The organism is Enterococcus sp. SMC-9, from assembly GCF_021011285.1.
GTDB classification, from domain to species: domain Bacteria; phylum Bacillota; class Bacilli; order Lactobacillales; family Enterococcaceae; genus Enterococcus_C; species Enterococcus_C montenegrensis.
In genome coordinates, this window is sequence record NZ_JAILYE010000005.1 from 210,592 (window position 1) to 229,488 (window position 18,897).

Genomic DNA, 18,897 nt, shown 5'->3' on the forward strand with positions numbered 1-18,897 from the left:
AATGAAAAAATTAGGGATTTGGTTTGGTTTATTGTGTATTTTGCAAGGTGTGGTGCCGATGCAAGTAGTAGCACAAACGCTGACAGAAACAAAAGGTAGCGTCAATAGTGAAGCTGTATCAGAAACGGATATAAGAAGCGATACTTCACTTCCTTCTTCAACAGAGGAAATAAATTTAAGCGAAGAATTTACAAGTAGCAGTGAACAGACGATTGAAAAAAATGAAACGAGTACCTCGTTGAATGAAGAAACAAAGACTGATTCAAGCACTACGCAAAGTTCAACAAGACAGTCAGAAAAACAATCAGAAAAGCAATTGCAAAATAAAAAGGCTGCCTTTATTAAAAGCAACTTGGTTCAAGCAAAATATGTCACTTTGACCAATCAAAATTATTCATTAAAAATTTATCAAAATTTGACAGATTTAAATACTTACACAACACCAAACAAAGAGCAATTAAATAAAACGTATCAGGTTACTAAAACGATTACTTTAGAAGGACAAGACTACTACTTACTTACTAGTGGGGACAAAGATCTGGGGTATGTTTTGGTGGCAGATGTTACCACAAGTGACTTCTCACAAGGAAATGAGATTTCCTATGAAGTAGAAAAATATTTTGTCACACTAGAGGAGAAAAATGTCTTATTTGCTAATTTTTCTTCGGCTCCACAATCTACTAAGAGTATTTTGCGTAAGACATTAAAAGCTAAAGGCTATTATATTGATTACTCTGGTACACGGTATGAGGTGCTTGTTGATAACAAAAATAATGCTGTTGGGATCGTTGACGCTACGGTTTTAAAAGAAACTTCTGCAGGAGGGATTTATCAAGCAAATCGCCAATATGTCACATTTGTGGAAAAAAGTGGTGATATATATAAGGACTTTAATTTTGCGTTGCGTAATAAAACCACTGCTTACTATTTAAAAACTTATGATGCGCGGGGATTTTATCTCCACTTTAATGGGAAGAAATATTACACGATTTATGATAATAAAGGTAAGTGGATTGGCTATGTGCCAGAAAATTTTGTTAAAACTGGTAATGGCAAAGGTGGTATTTACCAAAGTAGTAATCGCTACATTACGTTTACGAATGCTAACTATTGGATGTACAGTAATTTTGATTTTAAAAAGTTACGGACAACTAAAACGCTGTATAAAAAAACATATCAAGCCCGAGGTTATTATGAACATTTTAACGGGGCCCGTTATTATACCGTTTACGATAACAAAGGCAAGTGGCTGGGTTATGTGAATGCTGCAAGTGCAAAAACCGGTAATGGCAAAGGTGGTATTTACCAAAGTAGTAATCGTTACATTACGTTTACGAACGCTAACTATTGGATGTACAGTAATTTTAATTTTAAAAAATTACGCACCACCAAGAACTTATACAAAAAAACGTATCAAGCCCGAGGTTATTATGAACATTTTAACGGGGCCCGTTATTATACTGTTTACGATAACAAAGGCAAGTGGTTGGGTTATGTGAATGCCGCAAGTGCAAAAACCGGTAATGGCAAAGGCGGAATGTATCAAAAATTAGGGGATGAAGGCGTTGTTATTTCCCGTAATTATTTAACTTACAATGATTTCAATTTTAAAAAACGTGGGAAAACCTCTGCTATTTTTAATCAGAGTGTTCAAGCTCGCGGCTATTATCAACATTTTAACGGGGCAAAATACTATTCCATTTATAATGGCAAAGGCAAGTGGCTAGGTTATGTCAATAGTGCAGCGGTCCGGATTAAAAAAGGTACAGCTGCATATTTGGGAACAACGCGGGGAAAAGTATTAAAGCATATGACGACCAATGAGAAAAATGGCTTTTATGTTGGAACGCGCTATCGGGGGTTAGGCTATGGTGGTATCAGCAATCAAGAAGTATTCATGCAACCAAAGGGTCGTCCCAATAAATATGGACAAGGTATGAACTGTACGGGATTTGTAGCTGCAGCAATGCGTAACAGCGGGGCTAATTTAGCGCCAATTACACGTTTAGGGTATGGCGGTGCGGCAAATGCTACATTGTGGCGCGATGCCTTGAAGAAAAATTGTAAATATTACACGTATGGCTCCATCAACGCATTACTAAAAAGTGGTCGTGCTAAAAAAGGTGATATTTTATACCTTGAAGGGCGTTGGGGAGAATATGGAGCGGATTGTCACATTGGTATCTTTTGGGGGAATAATGGTCATCAAAACCGCTTTTGGCATCAGGTATTAGCAGGTAATATGATTTCCAATATTTTTTCTGGCACGCCGTATTCGATGGTCTACTTATTCCCACAAGAATAAAAAAAACGCGAGATCCTGTTGGGTCTTGCGTTTTTTTGTTCTAGCAGTTTTTCTTATCACATTTGTTCATTAATAGTGCGGACAATATCACCAGCATGGGTCGTATCTGTTAGAATTTCTAACGTATCCCCCATTTTGATAACTGTATCCCCATGGGGGAGAATTTCACGATCACCACGACGTAAAAGTGCTAAGAGCATATGATTTGGCCAATCAAAATCACGAACCAACGTCCCATCTAGTTTGCTACCAGCCAAAACTGGGATTTCGACAGTTGTTCTTTGCCCGGTTAAATGCGTCTTTTTGCCTTTCACAAGTCGCTCCAAAAGTGCCTCATAAATTGGATCGCCACCTAAAATATCTACTACGACATATGCTACTAGTGCAGTCAAGCCGAGGGGCATTAAATGTACGAGTGATCCAACCATTTCAGTGACCAAAATGATGGCAGTTAGCGGTGCCTTACCGATGGCAGCAAAATATCCTGCCATGGCGATCACGATGAAATCTTTAACAAAGGTGGGCTCTAAACCAAAGAAAATCACAGCGCAGTTAGCAAAAAGACTACCTATTATTGCGCCTAGAGTTAAAATGGGTAAAAATATCCCACCAGGAAGTCCGGAGCCATAAGAAACCATCGAAAAAATAAAACGCAAGCTCAGTAAACCAAATAATGCGATTAAAGTAGGGGAATGTTGCCCTAAAGCAATAATGATTTGATTGCCGCCGCCAAGATAATTAGGAAAAAATAGGCCGACAAAAATGACCAAAAGAAATGGAATAATACCACGCAAATGAGCCGGTAAGGGTAAAAAGCCATACCATTTCTCTAGTGCTAGTAAAATAATTTGATAAAAGCGGCCTAAAATCCCTAAGACAATTCCTAATAAAATAAGTAGCCAATAATGTCTTAACGGCAAAGAAGGAATATCACCTAAATGCAGTACCGGTTGTAAGCCAAAAATAGTTAAAGAAACGAAATTAGACATTAAAGCGGCAGCAAAAGAGGTCAACCAAACCAATGGGGAAAAGTTATGATGAACTTCTTCAACGACAAATAATAAGCCGGCAACAGGTGCGTTAAAGGCAGCGGCCAAACCAGCAGCTGCACCACTGGACAGTAAAATTTTCTCTTCGCTTTTGCCAGCTTTCATTTTAGTAGCAACACCTTGAGCACAGCTGGCCCCCAGCTGGATAGAGGGGCCTTCTCTTCCGAGGAATAAGCCTGTACCAACGCTTAAAATACCGCCGATAAATTTCTTCCACAAAACCGACCACCACAAAACCGAAATTTCATCTTTCAACTGTCCTTCAACCTGAGGAATCCCACTTCCTTTAATATTGGGCTCGCTTTTAATTAAAGCACCAACGACAATGGCACATAAAAGCATCAAAATAGTCCAAGGAATTAAAAAAATTGGCTGTACTTTTAAGTACTGATAAATGACAGGTAAAATTTCACCAATCTTTTCAATCCAAAGGCGAAATACACTCACCACAATTCCCGCCAAAGTCCCAACTAAAATTCCTTTTCCAATATATTTTATTTTTGTTTTATCTAGCGTATCCAAAAACTTCTTCACATTAACCCCGCCGTTTCCTTCATCCACTTGTCAAAATAGACTGCGTTATTATCATAGCGGATTTTTTTTAATAGGACAAATAAATTTCGGCTAAAAGAGCAAAGCACAATTGTGTCTGCTTTTTTACATCTTTTTATATTCCTGTGAACTTATAAAAAACCTAAGATTTTTTCCTTTTTCAATTTATCCAAAGAGGCTAAAATGCTATAATTAAAAAGATTGAATTAGAGAGGATGTTGTTATGTGTCACCCAATCCATTATTAGAGGGAATGAATCCTCGTCAAAAAGAAGCTGTCAAAAATACAGAAGGTCCATTGTTGCTCATGGCAGGAGCTGGAAGTGGTAAAACCCGCGTGTTAACTCATAGAATCGCGTATTTAATTGAAGAAAAAGAAGTAAATCCTTGGAATATTTTGGCGATTACTTTTACAAATAAAGCTGCTAAAGAAATGAAAGAACGGGTGAATAAAATTATCCCGGCTGGTGGTGAAGATGTCTGGGTCTCTACTTTTCACTCAATGTGTGTCCGCATATTGCGACGAGAGGTAGATTATATTGGCTATTCGCGGAATTTTACCATTATTGATGGTTCTGAACAATTAACCTTAATGAAGCGTGTTTTAAAAGAATTGAATATCGATCCAAAAAAATATGATCCACGCTCTATTTTAGCGGCGATTTCAAATGCTAAAAATGCACTTTTAACACCAAGTGATTATGAAGCACAACAAGGTGTCTTTTTTGAAGAGATTGTTGCCCGTTGTTATGATATGTATCAACAAGAATTAAAAGTAAATGAATGTATGGACTTTGATGACTTAATCATGAATACAATTCGTTTATTTAAAGAGCATCCTGAATCACTGCACTATTATCAAAATAAATTTCATTATATCCATGTTGATGAATATCAAGATACCAACCATGCCCAATATACGTTAGTTAATATGCTGGCTGAGCGTTTTCGCAATTTATGTGTGGTGGGAGATGCCGATCAAAGTATTTATGGTTGGCGGGGAGCAGATATGCAAAACATCTTGGACTTTGAAAAAGATTATCCTGACGCTAAAGTTATTTTATTGGAGCAAAATTATCGTTCCACCCAAAATATCTTAAATGCCGCAAACCAAGTAATTCAAAATAACCAAAATCGCAAAGACAAAAAGCTTTGGACACAAAACGATTCAGGCGAGAAAATCACTTATTATCGTGGTGACAATGAACGAGATGAGGCACGATTTATCGTCAGTGAAATTCAGCAAAAAAAACAAGAGCAAAAACGTGATTACGGTGATTTCGCTATTTTATATCGGACCAATGCCCAATCTCGTGTGGTTGAAGAAACGTTATTGAAGTCAAATATGCCTTACAAAATGGTAGGCGGCCATAAGTTCTACGATCGAAAAGAAATTAAAGATATTCTGGCATACTTGCAAGTCATTGCCAATCCCGCTGATTCATTAAGTTTTGAACGAATTGTTAATGTACCAAAACGCGGTATTGGTACTACTTCGTTAGAGAAATTGCGACAATTTGGTAATCTCCACGGCTTTTCACTTTTAGAAGCAGCTGAAAATTCAGCATTGGCCAATATTAGTGGTAAAGCAGGAAAAGAGTTGGCTGATTTTGCCGAACTAATCGCAAACTTTCAAAAAATGCGCACCTATTTAACTGTTACCGAATTGACCAAAGAGGTCTTAGCAAAAAGTGGTTACGAAGATGAATTGAAGCGCCAAAACACGCTAGAAGCCCAAAATCGCTTAGAAAACTTAGAAGAGTTTTTAACAGTAACACAAGAATTTGATAAAAATTACGAGCGGGAAAATAGCGGCGATGAAGAAAATGCAGACGATAAATTATCGGTCTTTTTAAATGATTTGGCTTTGTTGTCAGATGTGGACAGTTTTGAAGAGTCAAATAGTCAAGTGACGTTAATGACCCTTCACGCTGCTAAAGGACTGGAATTTCCTGTTGTCTTTTTAATTGGCTTAGAAGAAGGGGTATTTCCCTTATCACGGGCGCTAATGGAAGAAAGTGAATTAGAAGAAGAGCGACGCTTGGCTTATGTAGGAATCACAAGGGCAGAAGAGGAATTGTATTTAACGAACGCTTTCACTCGGACCTTATACGGGAAAACCCAATACAACCGCCCTTCTCGCTTTTTAGAAGAAATTGAAGATGACCTACTTACAAAAGCTGGTCAAGTAGCTCAGCCCGCAAATAGTCGCCCTTTTTCTGCTAGAAAAGCTCAAGCAACCAGAACATACCAACAACCGTCTATTACCGGGGTAACTGCAAAACAAAATACCGGTGGCGAGAAATCAGCTTGGCAAGTTGGAGATAAATTACGCCATAAAAAATGGGGAGTTGGAACCGTGGTAAAAACAAACGGGACGGCAAAAGATATGGAATTGGACGTTGCTTTTCCAGAGCAAGGAATCAAACGCCTGTTAGCAGCTTTTGCCCCAATCGAAAAAGTTTAGTTTTTAGAAAGGAAAAGTGTGCATGTCAGAATCTATAACGGAATTAGCAAAAAAAGCAGCTGCTTTACGACAAGAATTAAACACCTATGCCTATGAATACTATGTTAAAGATAATCCGACAGTTGAAGATTATGTCTATGACAAACTTTATCACGATTTAGTTGCAATCGAAGCAAGCTATCCTGAGCTTGTGACACCTGACTCACCAACACAACGGGTAGGCGGACAAGTATTACAAGGATTTGAAAAAGTTGTTCACGATGTGCCCTTATATAGTTTGAATGATGTCTTTAATAAAGAAGAGATCATCGCCTTTACAAACCGGGTGACAAAAGAGTTAGGAGAAAACGTTACGTATGTTTGTGAATTGAAAATCGACGGACTTTCGGTGACATTACGCTATGAAGAGGGACTTTTTATTCGGGGGGCTACTCGTGGAGATGGAACAGTTGGCGAAAATATTACCGAGAATTTAAAAACGGTGCGTTCGATTCCGTTGCGTTTACAAGAACCTTTGACAATTGAAGTCCGGGGTGAATGTTTTATGCCAAAAAAATCCTTTGTGGCTTTAAATGAAAAAAGAGACGAAGCCGGACAAGCGATTTTTGCTAATCCCCGGAATGCTGCGGCAGGTAGTTTACGACAATTAGATCCCAAAGTCACGGCCAAACGAAATTTAGATACTTTTTTATATACAGTAGTTGATTTTGGACCACTACATGTTGATGACCAATATACTGCTTTAAAGCAATTAGAAAATGTTGGCTTTCACGTTAACAAAGAGCGGCGCCTATGCAAAAATATTGATGAAATTTGGGCTTATATCGAAGAATTCCACAAACGGCGGACAACACTGCCATATGAAATCGATGGGGTGGTAATTAAGGTCAATGATTTTCACCAACAAGATGAATTAGGCTTCACAGTTAAAGCACCCCGGTGGGCTGCTGCTTATAAATTTCCACCAGAAGAAGCGCAAACGACATTACTGGATATTGAATGGTCAATTGGCCGAACCGGTGTGATTACCCCAACCGCTGTCATGGAGCCTGTCAGAATAGCGGGTACTACCGTTAGTCGTGCTAGTTTGCACAATGTTGATTTTATTAAACAAAAGGATTTGCACACTTTTGATACTGTTACAATTTACAAAGCCGGTGACATCATCCCAGAAGTAGCGCAAGTCGTCTTGCCTTTACGAAAAAAAGATAGTCAGCCTGTTTCAATTCCAACCACTTGTCCAATTTGTGGCAGTGAGTTGGTCCACTTAGACGATGAAGTGGCTTTACGGTGTATTAATCCCAAATGTCCTGCCTTAATCAAAGAAGGCTTACGTCATTTTGTTTCCCGGGACGCGATGAATATTGATGGTTTAGGGCCCAAAGTACTGGCTCAAATGTATGACCACCACTTATTAACCGATGTTGCGGGGCTATATAGTTTAACACGTGAGCAGTTGTTGACGTTACCTAAAATCAAAGAAAAATCGGCCAACAATATTTTACAAGCGATTGCCGCTAGTAAAGATAATTCTGTTGAGCGTTTGTTGTTTGGTTTGGGAATTCGCCATGTTGGTGCCAAAGCGGCAAAGATCTTAGCCGAAAACTTTGGCGACTTAGCGTCAATTGCCATAGCAGACAAAAAAAGCATCATCTCATTGGATACTTTGGGTGAAACAATTGCTGATAGTGTTGTGACTTATTTTGAAAACGAAGAGGTACATGAACTCCTACAAGAGTTAAAAACAGCAGGCGTTAACTTCTCCTTTAAAGGAAGAGTTGTTCAGCAATCAGAAATTGATTCACCTTTTAATGGTAAAACAATTGTTTTAACGGGTAAATTAACCCATTACAATCGCAATGAAGCCAAAGAAAAAATTGAAAATCTTGGTGGGAAAGTTACTGGTAGCGTGTCGAAAAAAACTGATATTGTAGTTGCGGGAGAAGATGCCGGTAGTAAGCTTTCAAAAGCAGAAGAGTTAGGCATTACTGTCTGGAATGAAGAGCAGATGGTAGAAGCGCTAGATAGGAGTTTAGTTAATGAAGATTAAATCATTGTTTTTAACAAGCGCATTAGTACTGTTGCTTACAGGTTGCGGCAATTTAGACAAAGGCGTTACAAATGTAGACAATGGCGGAAAAAATAATGGCGAGAATATGACGACTGGTCGAATTGACCGCTCCGAATATCAAGCTGTGATTAATGATGGTCGTTACAAAACGAGTGCAGCTAGAGAATTAAATGCCACAAAACTAAACAGTGGCTACAATCAAGATAATTTTGAAACAGGATTGTTGCGTTTATCCCACCAGACTTTTTCACCTGACAAATATTTTTTCCAAGAAGGTCAAAAGTTAGACTATGATACAATTGAAAAATGGTTGGAACGTAATTCAGACGAAAATAATCAAGGATTAAATCCTGCGGACAAAAGCCAACCTATCATTTTTCAACAATTAATGGAGCAAGATTTCCTAAAAGAAGATGGGAAAACTTTAGCGGGAATGTCTTTGGGCTTTGCTTTTAACTCAGTTTATTATGACGATGATAGTCAAACGCAAATCTCCCGGGATGAATTGATGGCCAATGCTAGAAAAACGATCAACGCTGTCCTTACAAGAGTACGTAAAATGGATGGTTTGAAAAATATCCCCATCGTGGTTGGCATCTTTGAACAAGCTAGTAAAGAAGATATCAACGGAGGAAATTACATCTATACCGCGGTGAGCAAAAACGGGGATACGACGATTGCTGATTTTAAAGGAGTTAACGAAAGTCATTTGGCACTTCCTGTAGCTGCCGATGCCAAAAATATCGCGACCCAAGATGGCATGAGTACGAAGTTTAATTCTTTTCAATCGGCGGTTCAAAATTTCTTTCCAAATTTAGTGGGTGTTACCGGTGAGATTTATTATGTCGATGAGCAGGCAGAAAACTTAACGATTACGATTGAAACAAAGTATTATAGTAAAACTGAAATTACAAGTTTCACGCAATATGTCGGAAAACAAGTAGAGTCAATTTTTGACTCGGTGAATGGTAATGTCGAAGTTCAAATTAATTCTGTGGAGGGACCACAAGCTTTCGTAGCAAAAAAACCCGAACAAAAAGAGATTATTTCTTATATTTTCAATTAGTGACTTGAAAAATAGGCGGAATTATTTCATTATAGAAAAGAAAAAGTATTTTACACACCACGTTTAAATACTTAGTGGCAAGAAAGAAGGGGTAGTATGGCAATTAGTGAAGAACAAGTTAAGCATGTAGCAAAGCTTGCAAAACTTTCATTTTCTGAAACAGAAGCAGCAGAATTTACCAATCAATTGGGTAAAATTATCGAAATGGTAGAACTTTTAGAAGAAGTTGATACAACCGGCGTTCCCTTTACTTCCAATGTAGTGGAAACCGTTAACGTTATGCGCCCTGACCGTGCAGAGGCTGGAATGAATCGGGCTGATTTAATGAAAAATGTACCAGAAAAAGAAGACGGCTTTATTAAAGTGCCGGCAATTATTGACAATGGGGAGGCTGGCGCTTAATGGAAAACTTTTACGATAAAAATTTAAGCGAATTACATGATTTACTTGTTGCAAAAGAAATCACAGCCACTGATTTAACAGCAGCAACAATTGCGCGCATTAAAGAAACAGAACCAAAAGTGGATGCTTTTATTACAGTTAGTGAAGAAAAAGCATTGGCACAAGCAAAAGCTTTAGATTTAAAAGGAATTGCTGAAGATAATATTTTAGCGGGTATTCCGATTGGGATTAAAGACAATATTGTAACCAAGGATATTTTAACTACAGCTGCTTCTAAAATTTTATCTAATTTTGAACCAATTTATGATGCAACAGTCATGGATAAAATTTATCAAGCTGATATGATTCCTGTTGGTAAATTAAACATGGACGAATTTGCCATGGGCGGTAGTAGTGAAACATCTTATTTTAAAAAGACCAAAAACGCTTGGGATGAAACAAAAGTTCCTGGTGGTTCATCGGGTGGTTCTGCCGCAGCAGTAGCCGCAGGAGAAGTGCTGGTTTCTTTAGGTAGTGATACGGGTGGCTCAATTCGACAACCTGCTGCTTTTAATGGAATTGTGGGGATGAAACCGACATATGGTCGCGTATCACGTTTCGGCTTAATCGCTTTTGCATCTTCTTTGGACCAAATTGGACCATTAACGAAAAACGTGAAAGATAACGCACTGACTTTAAATGCAATTAGTGGTTATGATGAAAAAGATGGCACGAGCTCGGGTATTTCAGTTCCTGATTTTACAGCTAACCTTGAAAAAGGCGTAAAAGGCTTAAAAATTGGTTTGCCAAAAGAATATCTTGGTGAAGGTGTGGAGCCTGGGGTTAAAGCGGCGATTGAAAAAGCTGCGGCAACTTTTGAAAAATTAGGCGCTACAGTTGAAGAAGTTAGTCTGCCCCATTCAAAATATGGTGTTGCGGTTTATTATATTATCGCTTCTTCTGAAGCAAGCTCAAACTTACAACGTTTTGATGGCATTCGCTATGGATACCGCGCTGAAAATGTGGAAAATCTAGAAGATGTTTACGTAAAATCTCGTAGCGAAGGTTTCGGTACAGAAGTCAAACGTCGAATTATGTTAGGAACTTTCTCGTTAAGCGCTGGCTATTATGATGCTTACTTCAAAAAGGCTGGACAAGTACGGACCTTAATTAAACAAGATTTTGACAAAGTCTTTAATGACTACGATTTAATTATTGGACCTGCTTCACCAACTGTAGCTTTTGGCTTAGGTGAGAAAATTAATGATCCGATCACGATGTATATGAGTGATATTTTAACAATTCCAGTCAATTTAGCCGGACTTCCTGGGATGTCTATCCCAGCAGGCTTTTCTGAAGGATTACCAGTGGGCTTACAAATTATCGGCAAACAATTTGATGAAGCTACAATGTATCAAGCAGCAGCAGCATTTGAAGGTGCTACTGACTTTCATTTACAAAAACCAGTGATTTTAGGGGGGAATAAATAATGAATTTTGAAACAGTTATTGGGTTAGAAGTTCACGTGGAACTAAAAACCAACTCTAAAATCTTTTCACCAGCGCCAGCTCACTTTGGGGCTGAACCAAATAGTAACACTAACGTAATTGACTGGGGCTATCCAGGGGTATTACCAGTCATGAATAAAGCAGCCGTCGAATTCGGGATGAAAGCAGCTTTAGCTTTGAACTGTGAAATCTCAAAAGAAACGCACTTTGACCGTAAAAACTATTTTTATCCAGATAATCCTAAAGCGTACCAAATTTCCCAATTTGACCAACCAATCGGACATGATGGCTGGATTGAAATTGAAGTAGAAGGCCAAAAGAAAAAAATTCGCATTGAGCGGGTTCATTTGGAAGAAGATGCTGGTAAAAATATGCACGGTATTGGTGGTTACTCTTATGTGGATTTAAATCGTCAAGGAACGCCGCTAATCGAAATCGTTTCAGAAGCAGATATGCGTTCTCCAGAAGAAGCGTATGCGTATTTAGAAGCATTACGTTCAATTATCTTATTTACAGATGTCTCAGATGTAAAAATGGAAGAAGGCTCTATGCGCTGTGATGCCAATATCTCGATTCGTCCTTACGGGCAAGAGGAATTTGGTACCAAAACGGAATTAAAAAACTTAAACTCCATGAGCTTTGTTAAAAAAGGACTAGCTTTTGAAGAAAAACGTCAGGCTAAAGTTTTACTTTCAGGTGGCGAAATTCAACAAGAAACACGTCGCTTTGATGAAACAACTAACAAAACAATTTTGATGCGGGTCAAAGAAGGTTCAAGTGATTACCGTTACTTCCCAGAACCAGATATTCCTCGTTTTGTCATTGATGATGAATGGATCACAAAAGTAAAAGCAACATTACCTGAATTACCGGCTTCTCGTCGCTTACGCTATATGAATGATTTTGGTTTACCAGAATATGATGCTAAAGTCTTAACTTTAACAAAAGAAATGTCTGATTTCTTTGAAGCAACATTACAAAAAGGTGCAGATGCCAAACTTGCATCCAACTGGTTGATGGGTGAAGTCTCTGCTTATTTAAATAGTGAAAAGCTAGAATTAGAAGAAACAAAACTTACACCAGCAAACTTAGCAGGTATGATTGTCTTAATTCAAGATGGCACAATCAGCTCTAAAATCGCTAAAAAAGTCTTCCGAGAATTAATTCAAAACGGTGGCGATGCCAGTGAAGTTGTAAAAGCAAAAGGATTAGTACAGTTATCTGATCCTGCTCAATTATTGCCAATTATTAATGAAGTGTTAGATAGCAATGCGCAATCAATTGAAGACTTTAAAAATGGTAAAGATCGTGCAGTTGGCTTTTTAGTGGGACAAATTATGAAACAAACGAAAGGGAAAGCGAATCCGGCCGTGGTTAACCAATTGTTACAGACTGAATTGGCCAAACGCTAATAAGAGTATGAAAAAAGCACGCGTGATTTACAATCCAACATCAGGTAAAGAGGCAACAAAACGCAGCTTGGCCGATATCTTGCAGGTATTGGAACAAGCCGGTTTTGAAGCTAGTGCTTTTGCAACAACCCCTGAACCAAACTCAGCTAAAAATGAAGCTACCCGTGCTGCTAAAGCTGGTTTTGATTTAATTGTTGCAGCAGGTGGTGATGGTACTATTAACGAAGTTGTGAATGGTATCGCACCATTAAAAAAACGTCCCAAAATGGCAATTATTCCTGCAGGAACAACCAACGATTATGCTAGAGCCTTGAAAATTCCGCGAGATAATTTGAAATCTGCGGCAGAAGTTATTTTAAAAAAACAAACGATCAAAATGGATATTGGTCAGGCAAAAGAAAATTATTTTATTAATATTGCTGCTGGTGGGCATTTGACAGAATTGACGTATGAAGTGCCTTCAGAGTTAAAGAGTATTTTTGGTTACTTGGCATACTTAGCCAAAGGGGCAGAATTATTGCCACGGGTAAAGCCAATTAAAATGCACTTGAAATATGACGAAGGCGAATACGAAGGCAATGCTTCCATGTTTTTCTTAGCTTTGACGAATTCAGTGGGTGGTTTTGAGCAAATTGCACCAGATGCCAAATTAGATGATGGTAAGTTTTCTTTGATTATTGTCAAGACAGCTAACATTTTTGAAATTGTCCATCTGGTCGCTTTAATGCTAAATGGTGGGAAACATATCAATGATAAACGGATTATTTATACCAAAACGAGCCGTTTAGAAGTTGATACCGTTGGTGAGAAAAATCGCTTGATGATTAATTTAGATGGTGAATACGGCGGTGATGCCCCAATGACTTTTGTCAATCACCATCATCATATTGAAATGTATGCGAATCTAGATGCAATTCCAGACGATGCAATTGTCGGTTATGAAGAAGAAGAGGCTGACTATGAAGAGGTTAGTCGTGACTTTATTAAAGAAGTTGAAAAACTAACGGATGAAGATATTGATGGCGATGGTCAAATCGCTAGCTCAAATGATAAGAAATAATTATAAACTCCACATTCCCCTTAGCGGATGTGGAGTTTTTGGTTGTATAAGTCAAGTTTATGCCTTAGAATAAACAAGGATTGTTTTAAGCAAAGTCAGTCAACAGCCGTTAAGGTTGTTTTTTGTTCTAAATTTAGGAGGAACTATGAAAAAAACAGATCAAGTATATCCAGTGGAGAAAAATAGTCAGTACGAAGTTGTGATTTCAGATTTAACTTATGAAGGAATGGGGGTCGCAAAGATTGATCATTACCCATTGTTTGTCGACAATGCACTTCCCGGTGAAAAAGTTATTTTAAAAGTAATTAAAGTCGGTAAAAAATTTGGTATTGGGCGTGTTGTTTCTTACTTAGAAAAAAGCCCAAAACGGGTTGAAGTTGCAAACGAAGATATATTGCGTACCGGGATTGCACCATTAAGCCACTTAACATATGAAGAGCAACTGCTTTTTAAACAAAAGCAGATTGAAAATGTTTTACAAAAAATTGCGAAAATGCCAGATATTCCTGTTTTACCCACAATCGGAATGGCAAAACCTACCGGCTACCGCAATAAAGCTCAAATTCCAGTACGGCGTAAAGATGGACAGCTACAAACTGGTTTTTATCGTAAGAACAGTCACGACTTGGTAGCGATTGAAGACTTTTATATTCAAGATCCCGCTATTGACGCTGCGATTATTAAAGTTCGCGATATTTTGGAACGCTTCAATGTAAAAGCGTATAATGAGCAACAACACGAAGGTTTACTGCGCCATATTGTTATTCGTCAAGGTCATTATTCTCGTCAAATGATGGTGGTATTGGTAACCTTGCGCAATAAATTCTTTAAAGGTGAAGAAATCGCCGCTCAAATTCATAAAGAAATTCCAGAAGTCGTTAGTGTTATGCAAAATGTTAACACTGAAAAAACGAATGTCATTTTAGGGGAACATGAAAAAGTTCTCTATGGTCAAGACTACATTGAAGATACATTGCTAGGAAAAACTTTCCGAATTTCAGCAAAATCTTTCTACCAAGTCAATACAGAACAAACAGAAGTATTGTATGAGACAGCCTTTGAAATGGCTGCCCTAAAACCAGATGATGTTGTCATTGACGCTTATGCGGGTATTGGTACAATTGGTTTGTCTGTAGCAGATCGCGTTAAACACGTGTACGGGATGGAATCTATTCCAGCTGCCGTTTCCGATGCAAAGAAAAACGCTGAATTAAATGAAATTGATAATGCGACTTATCTTGTTGGGGATGCAACAAAGGTGATGGGGCAGTGGTCAAAAGAAGAAATGCAGCCAGCTGTTATTTTCGTTGATCCACCACGAAAAGGATTAACAACAGACTTCATTAATGCTGCCTGTGATATGAATCCAGAAAAAGTTATTTATATTTCATGTAATCCAGGTACAATGGCGCGAGATTTAATTGATTTTGAGGCAAAAGGATACACATGTAAAAAAATCCAACCGGTTGATTTATTTCCACAAACAACCCATGTGGAGTGCGTAGGAATTTTGACTAAAGACTAAACCTGAGTGCAGTACTATAGATACAATGTAATTTAATGATTTTTAGAGTTAGAACTTTCGCGTTTTAACTCTTTTTTTGTTGTTTTATTAAGAAAATAATAGATTTCAAAATAGAAGTCAGGGTGTCTGAGATAAGTAATAAAAAATTTTTAGAGATTTTTCCCCCTAGTAAGTATTCAGGTGAACATAGAAAGTAAAGGAGCCAGTTTATCTAGTGTGTTAGTAAAATCAAGCAAAGAATATCGCAAATAAAATTTACAACAAATGCGAATAGTTAGAATACCTGTAAAAAAGCTATCAATGCTATAATATATTCAGCTTGGATTTAGTTACTTCAACTAGTGCTATAGGTGATTTTAAAACACTGATAGCCACGTTAAAAAAGGGTAAAGGAAATATAATTAAGAAGACTACACCAAATGGCAAAGAGAGATATCAGCCTTTAAAGTTCTGAATAAACTAGAAAGCTACCTTCGGCTACTTTAGACTAGATTTTTGCGATGGCGCATTTTATTGCTTGAAAATTAGGGTTAAGATCCTGAAGGTGACTAGTCTGGCTATAACGCGATACTTATAGCTTAGACAAGCGCTAGGAAGTTTTCCCAATAGACGATGGTATCATATTATTGCGCAGGATTGTCGTCAAATAAACGAGATAAAAGGTTCCGCATTTTTCAAACAAAAATTACACGATTTAAAAAGGAGATTGACAAGTATGGAACAGTATCCACAAGCGCTGACTATTGCAGGTTCTGATAGTGATGGTTCAGCCGGAATGCAAGCAGATTTACATACTTTTTTTGCAAGAAAGGTCTATGGGGCATCCGTTATGACCGCTTGTGTCGCTGGAAATTCCTATGGGATTGAGGCCAGTGTAACATTACCGACAGAATTTATTGATAAAGAATTTGAATTACTAGCAGCAGATTACCAGATTCGCGCTAGCAAAACTGGCATGTTAGGAAATTCAGAACTGATTCGCACGATTGTTAAAAATTACAAGTTGTATGATTTTGGTCCTTTAGTTGTTGATCCGGTTATTATGACAAAACACGGCAATATGTTAATTGAAGAAGAAGCTTTGGCAACCTTAAAGGAAGAATTACTTCCTTTAGCTTTCGTTTTAACGCCAAATTTTTATGAAGCAGAGAAATTAACGGGCATAAAATTAAATACCGCAAAAGATTTTGAAACAGCAGCTCTTATTTTACAGAAGATGGGAGCTAAAAATGTGGTAATAAAAGGTGCCCATCAAGATGAAAAACAAATAGAAGTTGTGGACTACTTGTTATTAGCGACAGGAGAAAGTCATTGGTTAAAAGCCCCATACTTTAAAACAGAGCGAATAAATGGTACCGGAGATTCTTTGTCAGCTTGTATTGCAGCTGAGTTGGCCAAAGGAAACGATGTGTTGACAGCGGTAAAAATTGCTAAAGAATTTGTCAATAAGGCAATTGCAGCTGAACTTGTCATCGGGCATAAATTTGGCCCGATTAACCACTGGGCTGGTAGTGGCTTTTTTTAAAAGGTAGTTAGGATTATTTGATTATGAGGTAATCGGAAATTTTAACGTTTCTAGTATAAAAAAATGTCTCAGTATTGTAGCGAGCGCAAAAAGTTAGACCAAAAATCTAACTTTTTGCGCTCGCTATTTTTATACCTGACTATTCAGATGAACATTGTAGTTTCAAATAGCAAAAATAAATATAAACATTAAATGAATTGAAAAAAAATTAATTTTCAGTAAAACAATATACGATAGTGTTACATTGTTGAAAAATAAAGGCATAAGTGCTAAATTAATAATTGTTAGTGATACAGTTTTTAAGGAGATGTAATACAGTGAGTAAAAAAGGTGCAGAAATCATTGTCAATAGTTTGGAAAATCATAATGTCCCATTTATTTTTGGCATTCCCGGTGCAAAAATTGATGGTGTTTTTGATACATTAGAAGATCATGGTCCGCAGTTGATTTTGGCGCGTCACGAGCAAAACGCTGCTTTTATGGCACAAGCAATTGGACGCTTAACGGGAGAACCAGGTGTAGTAATCGCAACTAGCGGTCCTGGCGCAAGTAATCTAGCGACAGGATTAGTAACCGCAACAGCTGAAGGCGATCCTGTCTTAGCATTAGCTGGACAGGTCAAACGTTCTGATCTTTCCAAATTAACACATCAAAGTATGGATAATGCAGCATTATTTGCACCAATCACAAAATATAGTTCAGAAATTCAAGATCCAGAAAATCTTTCAGAAAGCATTGCCAATGCGTATCGGATAGCGAAAACAGCTAAAAAAGGAGCCAGCTTTTTATCAATTCCGCAAGATGTTACCGATGGTGTGGTGAACAGTGATGCAATCAAGCCTCTGTCAGCGCCTAAGTTAGGAGCTGCTTCTGATGAGGATATAGATGATCTAGTGAAACGAATTAATGAAGCCAAATTACCAACATTATTAGTTGGAATGCGTGCTTCTGGGCAAAAAGAAACAGCGGCAATTCGAATGTTAGTTAAAAAAACCGGAATGCCAGTAGTAGAAACTTTCCAAGGTGCGGGTATTATCTCACGAGAATTAGAAAATCACTTCTTTGGACGTGTTGGTTTATTTCGAAATCAACCTGGTGATATGTTATTAAAACGTAGTGATTTAGTAATAGCAATTGGCTATGATCCCATTGAATATGAAGCACGAAACTGGAATGCCGAAAAAGATGCACGCATTATCGTGATTGATGAAGTGCCGATGGAAATTGATCAATATATGCAACCAGAAGCAGAATTGATTGGCAGTATCGCTAAAACGATTGAAAAATTAAGTGGCAAGATTGTGGATTATCGCCTATCCTCAGATGCGAATAACTACCTGGTTACGCTACAAGATAAATTGAAAAATGGCATGCAAAAAAGTGCGCCTCACACTGGACGTGTTCACCCATTAGAAGTGATTGATACTTTGCAAAAAAATGTTTCCGATGAAATGACAGTGACTGTAGATGTCGGAAGCCATTATATTTGGATGGCACGACATTTTCGCAGTTATGAACCACGCAAGCTTTTATTTAGTAATGGGATGCAGACACTAGGTGTTGCGTTACCGTGGGCAATTTCAGCGGCGTTAGTACGACCAAATACGCAAATTTTTTCAATTTCTGGTGATGGCGGCTTCCTATTTTCAGCCCAAGAACTTGAAACGGCAGTACGCCTAAAACAAAAAATTATTCATTTGATTTGGAATGATGGCAGCTATAATATGGTGGAATTTCAAGAAGAAATGAAATACGATCGTTCTTCAGGGGTGCATTTTGGTCCAGTTGACTTTGTAAAATATGCCGAAGCATTTGGTGCAAAAGGATTACGGGCAACTTCAAAAGCGGAATTAGAGGCGGCAATTCAAACGGGCTTAGAAACAGAAGGTCCTGTAATCATTGACATTCCAATTGATTATTCTGATAACAAGGAATTAGGTAAAACAATTTTGCCCGATCAATTTTATTAAAGGATAA

General features: G+C 37.9%; 12 protein-coding genes. 11 read left to right on the plus strand and 1 reads right to left on the minus strand.

What is annotated here, in order from left to right; genetic code table 11:
* Position 1 precedes the first annotated feature (1 nt).
* Positions 2 to 2,305, plus strand: a complete 2,304-nt coding sequence (locus tag K4422_RS09290) for a hypothetical protein (protein ID WP_230710795.1) — start codon at positions 2 to 4, stop codon at positions 2,303 to 2,305.
* A 56-nt stretch (positions 2,306 to 2,361) separates the two neighbouring features.
* On the opposite strand, the gene K4422_RS09295 is transcribed toward K4422_RS09290, so the two are convergent.
* On the minus strand, positions 2,362 to 3,888 hold the full coding sequence (locus K4422_RS09295) for a ClC family H(+)/Cl(-) exchange transporter (protein ID WP_230710999.1): 1,527 nt from the start codon (positions 3,886 to 3,888) through the stop codon (positions 2,362 to 2,364).
* 270 nt (positions 3,889 to 4,158) lie between these two features.
* Between K4422_RS09295 and pcrA the strand changes: the two genes are divergently transcribed.
* The 10 genes from pcrA to alsS all read left to right on the plus strand — a co-directional run bounded on the left by pcrA (position 4,159) and on the right by alsS (position 18,890).
* The gene (gene pcrA, locus K4422_RS09300; protein WP_230711000.1) at positions 4,159 to 6,372 is read left to right on the plus strand and encodes a DNA helicase PcrA; all 2,214 of its coding nucleotides are present in this window, start codon (positions 4,159 to 4,161) and stop codon (positions 6,370 to 6,372) included.
* Positions 6,373 to 6,394: 22 nt separating this feature from the next.
* Complete coding sequence (gene ligA / locus K4422_RS09305) at positions 6,395 to 8,422, plus strand: NAD-dependent DNA ligase LigA (RefSeq protein WP_230710797.1); 2,028 nt, start codon at positions 6,395 to 6,397, stop codon at positions 8,420 to 8,422.
* Entirely contained in the window at positions 8,412 to 9,509 is a 1,098-nt protein-coding gene (locus K4422_RS09310; protein WP_230710799.1) for a CamS family sex pheromone protein, read from the plus strand. The genes ligA and K4422_RS09310 overlap by 11 nt, the downstream gene beginning before the upstream one ends.
* A gap of 96 nt (positions 9,510 to 9,605) precedes the next feature.
* Complete coding sequence (gatC, locus tag K4422_RS09315) at positions 9,606 to 9,911, plus strand: Asp-tRNA(Asn)/Glu-tRNA(Gln) amidotransferase subunit GatC (RefSeq protein ID WP_206902757.1); 306 nt, start codon at positions 9,606 to 9,608, stop codon at positions 9,909 to 9,911.
* Positions 9,911 to 11,380, plus strand: a complete 1,470-nt coding sequence (gene gatA / locus K4422_RS09320; protein WP_206902758.1) for an Asp-tRNA(Asn)/Glu-tRNA(Gln) amidotransferase subunit GatA — start codon at positions 9,911 to 9,913, stop codon at positions 11,378 to 11,380. Before gatC ends, gatA begins: the two co-directional genes overlap by 1 nt.
* On the plus strand, positions 11,380 to 12,810 hold the full coding sequence (gatB, locus tag K4422_RS09325; RefSeq protein ID WP_206902759.1) for an Asp-tRNA(Asn)/Glu-tRNA(Gln) amidotransferase subunit GatB: 1,431 nt from the start codon (positions 11,380 to 11,382) through the stop codon (positions 12,808 to 12,810). Before gatA ends, gatB begins: the two co-directional genes overlap by 1 nt.
* A gap of 7 nt (positions 12,811 to 12,817) precedes the next feature.
* Positions 12,818 to 13,870, plus strand: coding sequence for a diacylglycerol kinase (locus tag K4422_RS09330; RefSeq protein ID WP_206902760.1), 1,053 nt, complete (start codon positions 12,818 to 12,820; stop codon positions 13,868 to 13,870).
* A gap of 145 nt (positions 13,871 to 14,015) precedes the next feature.
* The gene (gene rlmD, locus K4422_RS09335) at positions 14,016 to 15,395 is read left to right on the plus strand and encodes a 23S rRNA (uracil(1939)-C(5))-methyltransferase RlmD (RefSeq protein WP_230710801.1); all 1,380 of its coding nucleotides are present in this window, start codon (positions 14,016 to 14,018) and stop codon (positions 15,393 to 15,395) included.
* 715 nt (positions 15,396 to 16,110) lie between these two features.
* Entirely contained in the window at positions 16,111 to 16,920 is an 810-nt protein-coding gene (gene thiD / locus K4422_RS09340; RefSeq protein ID WP_230710803.1) for a bifunctional hydroxymethylpyrimidine kinase/phosphomethylpyrimidine kinase, read from the plus strand.
* A 317-nt stretch (positions 16,921 to 17,237) separates the two neighbouring features.
* A complete protein-coding gene (gene alsS / locus K4422_RS09345; protein WP_206902763.1) occupies positions 17,238 to 18,890 on the plus strand; it encodes an acetolactate synthase AlsS in 1,653 nt (550 codons plus the stop codon).
* Positions 18,891 to 18,897: the final 7 nt, after the last annotated feature.

Coding starts and splice junctions, on each gene's coding strand:
- gatC (WP_206902757.1), top strand. CDS start 9,606: ATGGCAATTAGTGAAGAACAAGTTAAGCATGTAGCAAAGCTTGCAAAA.
- K4422_RS09310 (WP_230710799.1), top strand. CDS start 8,412: ATGAAGATTAAATCATTGTTTTTAACAAGCGCATTAGTACTGTTGCTT.
- ligA (WP_230710797.1), top strand. CDS start 6,395: ATGTCAGAATCTATAACGGAATTAGCAAAAAAAGCAGCTGCTTTACGA.
- K4422_RS09330 (WP_206902760.1), top strand. CDS start 12,818: ATGAAAAAAGCACGCGTGATTTACAATCCAACATCAGGTAAAGAGGCA.
- gatA (WP_206902758.1), top strand. CDS start 9,911: ATGGAAAACTTTTACGATAAAAATTTAAGCGAATTACATGATTTACTT.
- K4422_RS09290 (WP_230710795.1), top strand. CDS start 2: ATGAAAAAATTAGGGATTTGGTTTGGTTTATTGTGTATTTTGCAAGGT.
- pcrA (WP_230711000.1), top strand. CDS start 4,159: ATGAATCCTCGTCAAAAAGAAGCTGTCAAAAATACAGAAGGTCCATTG.
- gatB (WP_206902759.1), top strand. CDS start 11,380: ATGAATTTTGAAACAGTTATTGGGTTAGAAGTTCACGTGGAACTAAAA.
- rlmD (WP_230710801.1), top strand. CDS start 14,016: ATGAAAAAAACAGATCAAGTATATCCAGTGGAGAAAAATAGTCAGTAC.
- thiD (WP_230710803.1), top strand. CDS start 16,111: ATGGAACAGTATCCACAAGCGCTGACTATTGCAGGTTCTGATAGTGAT.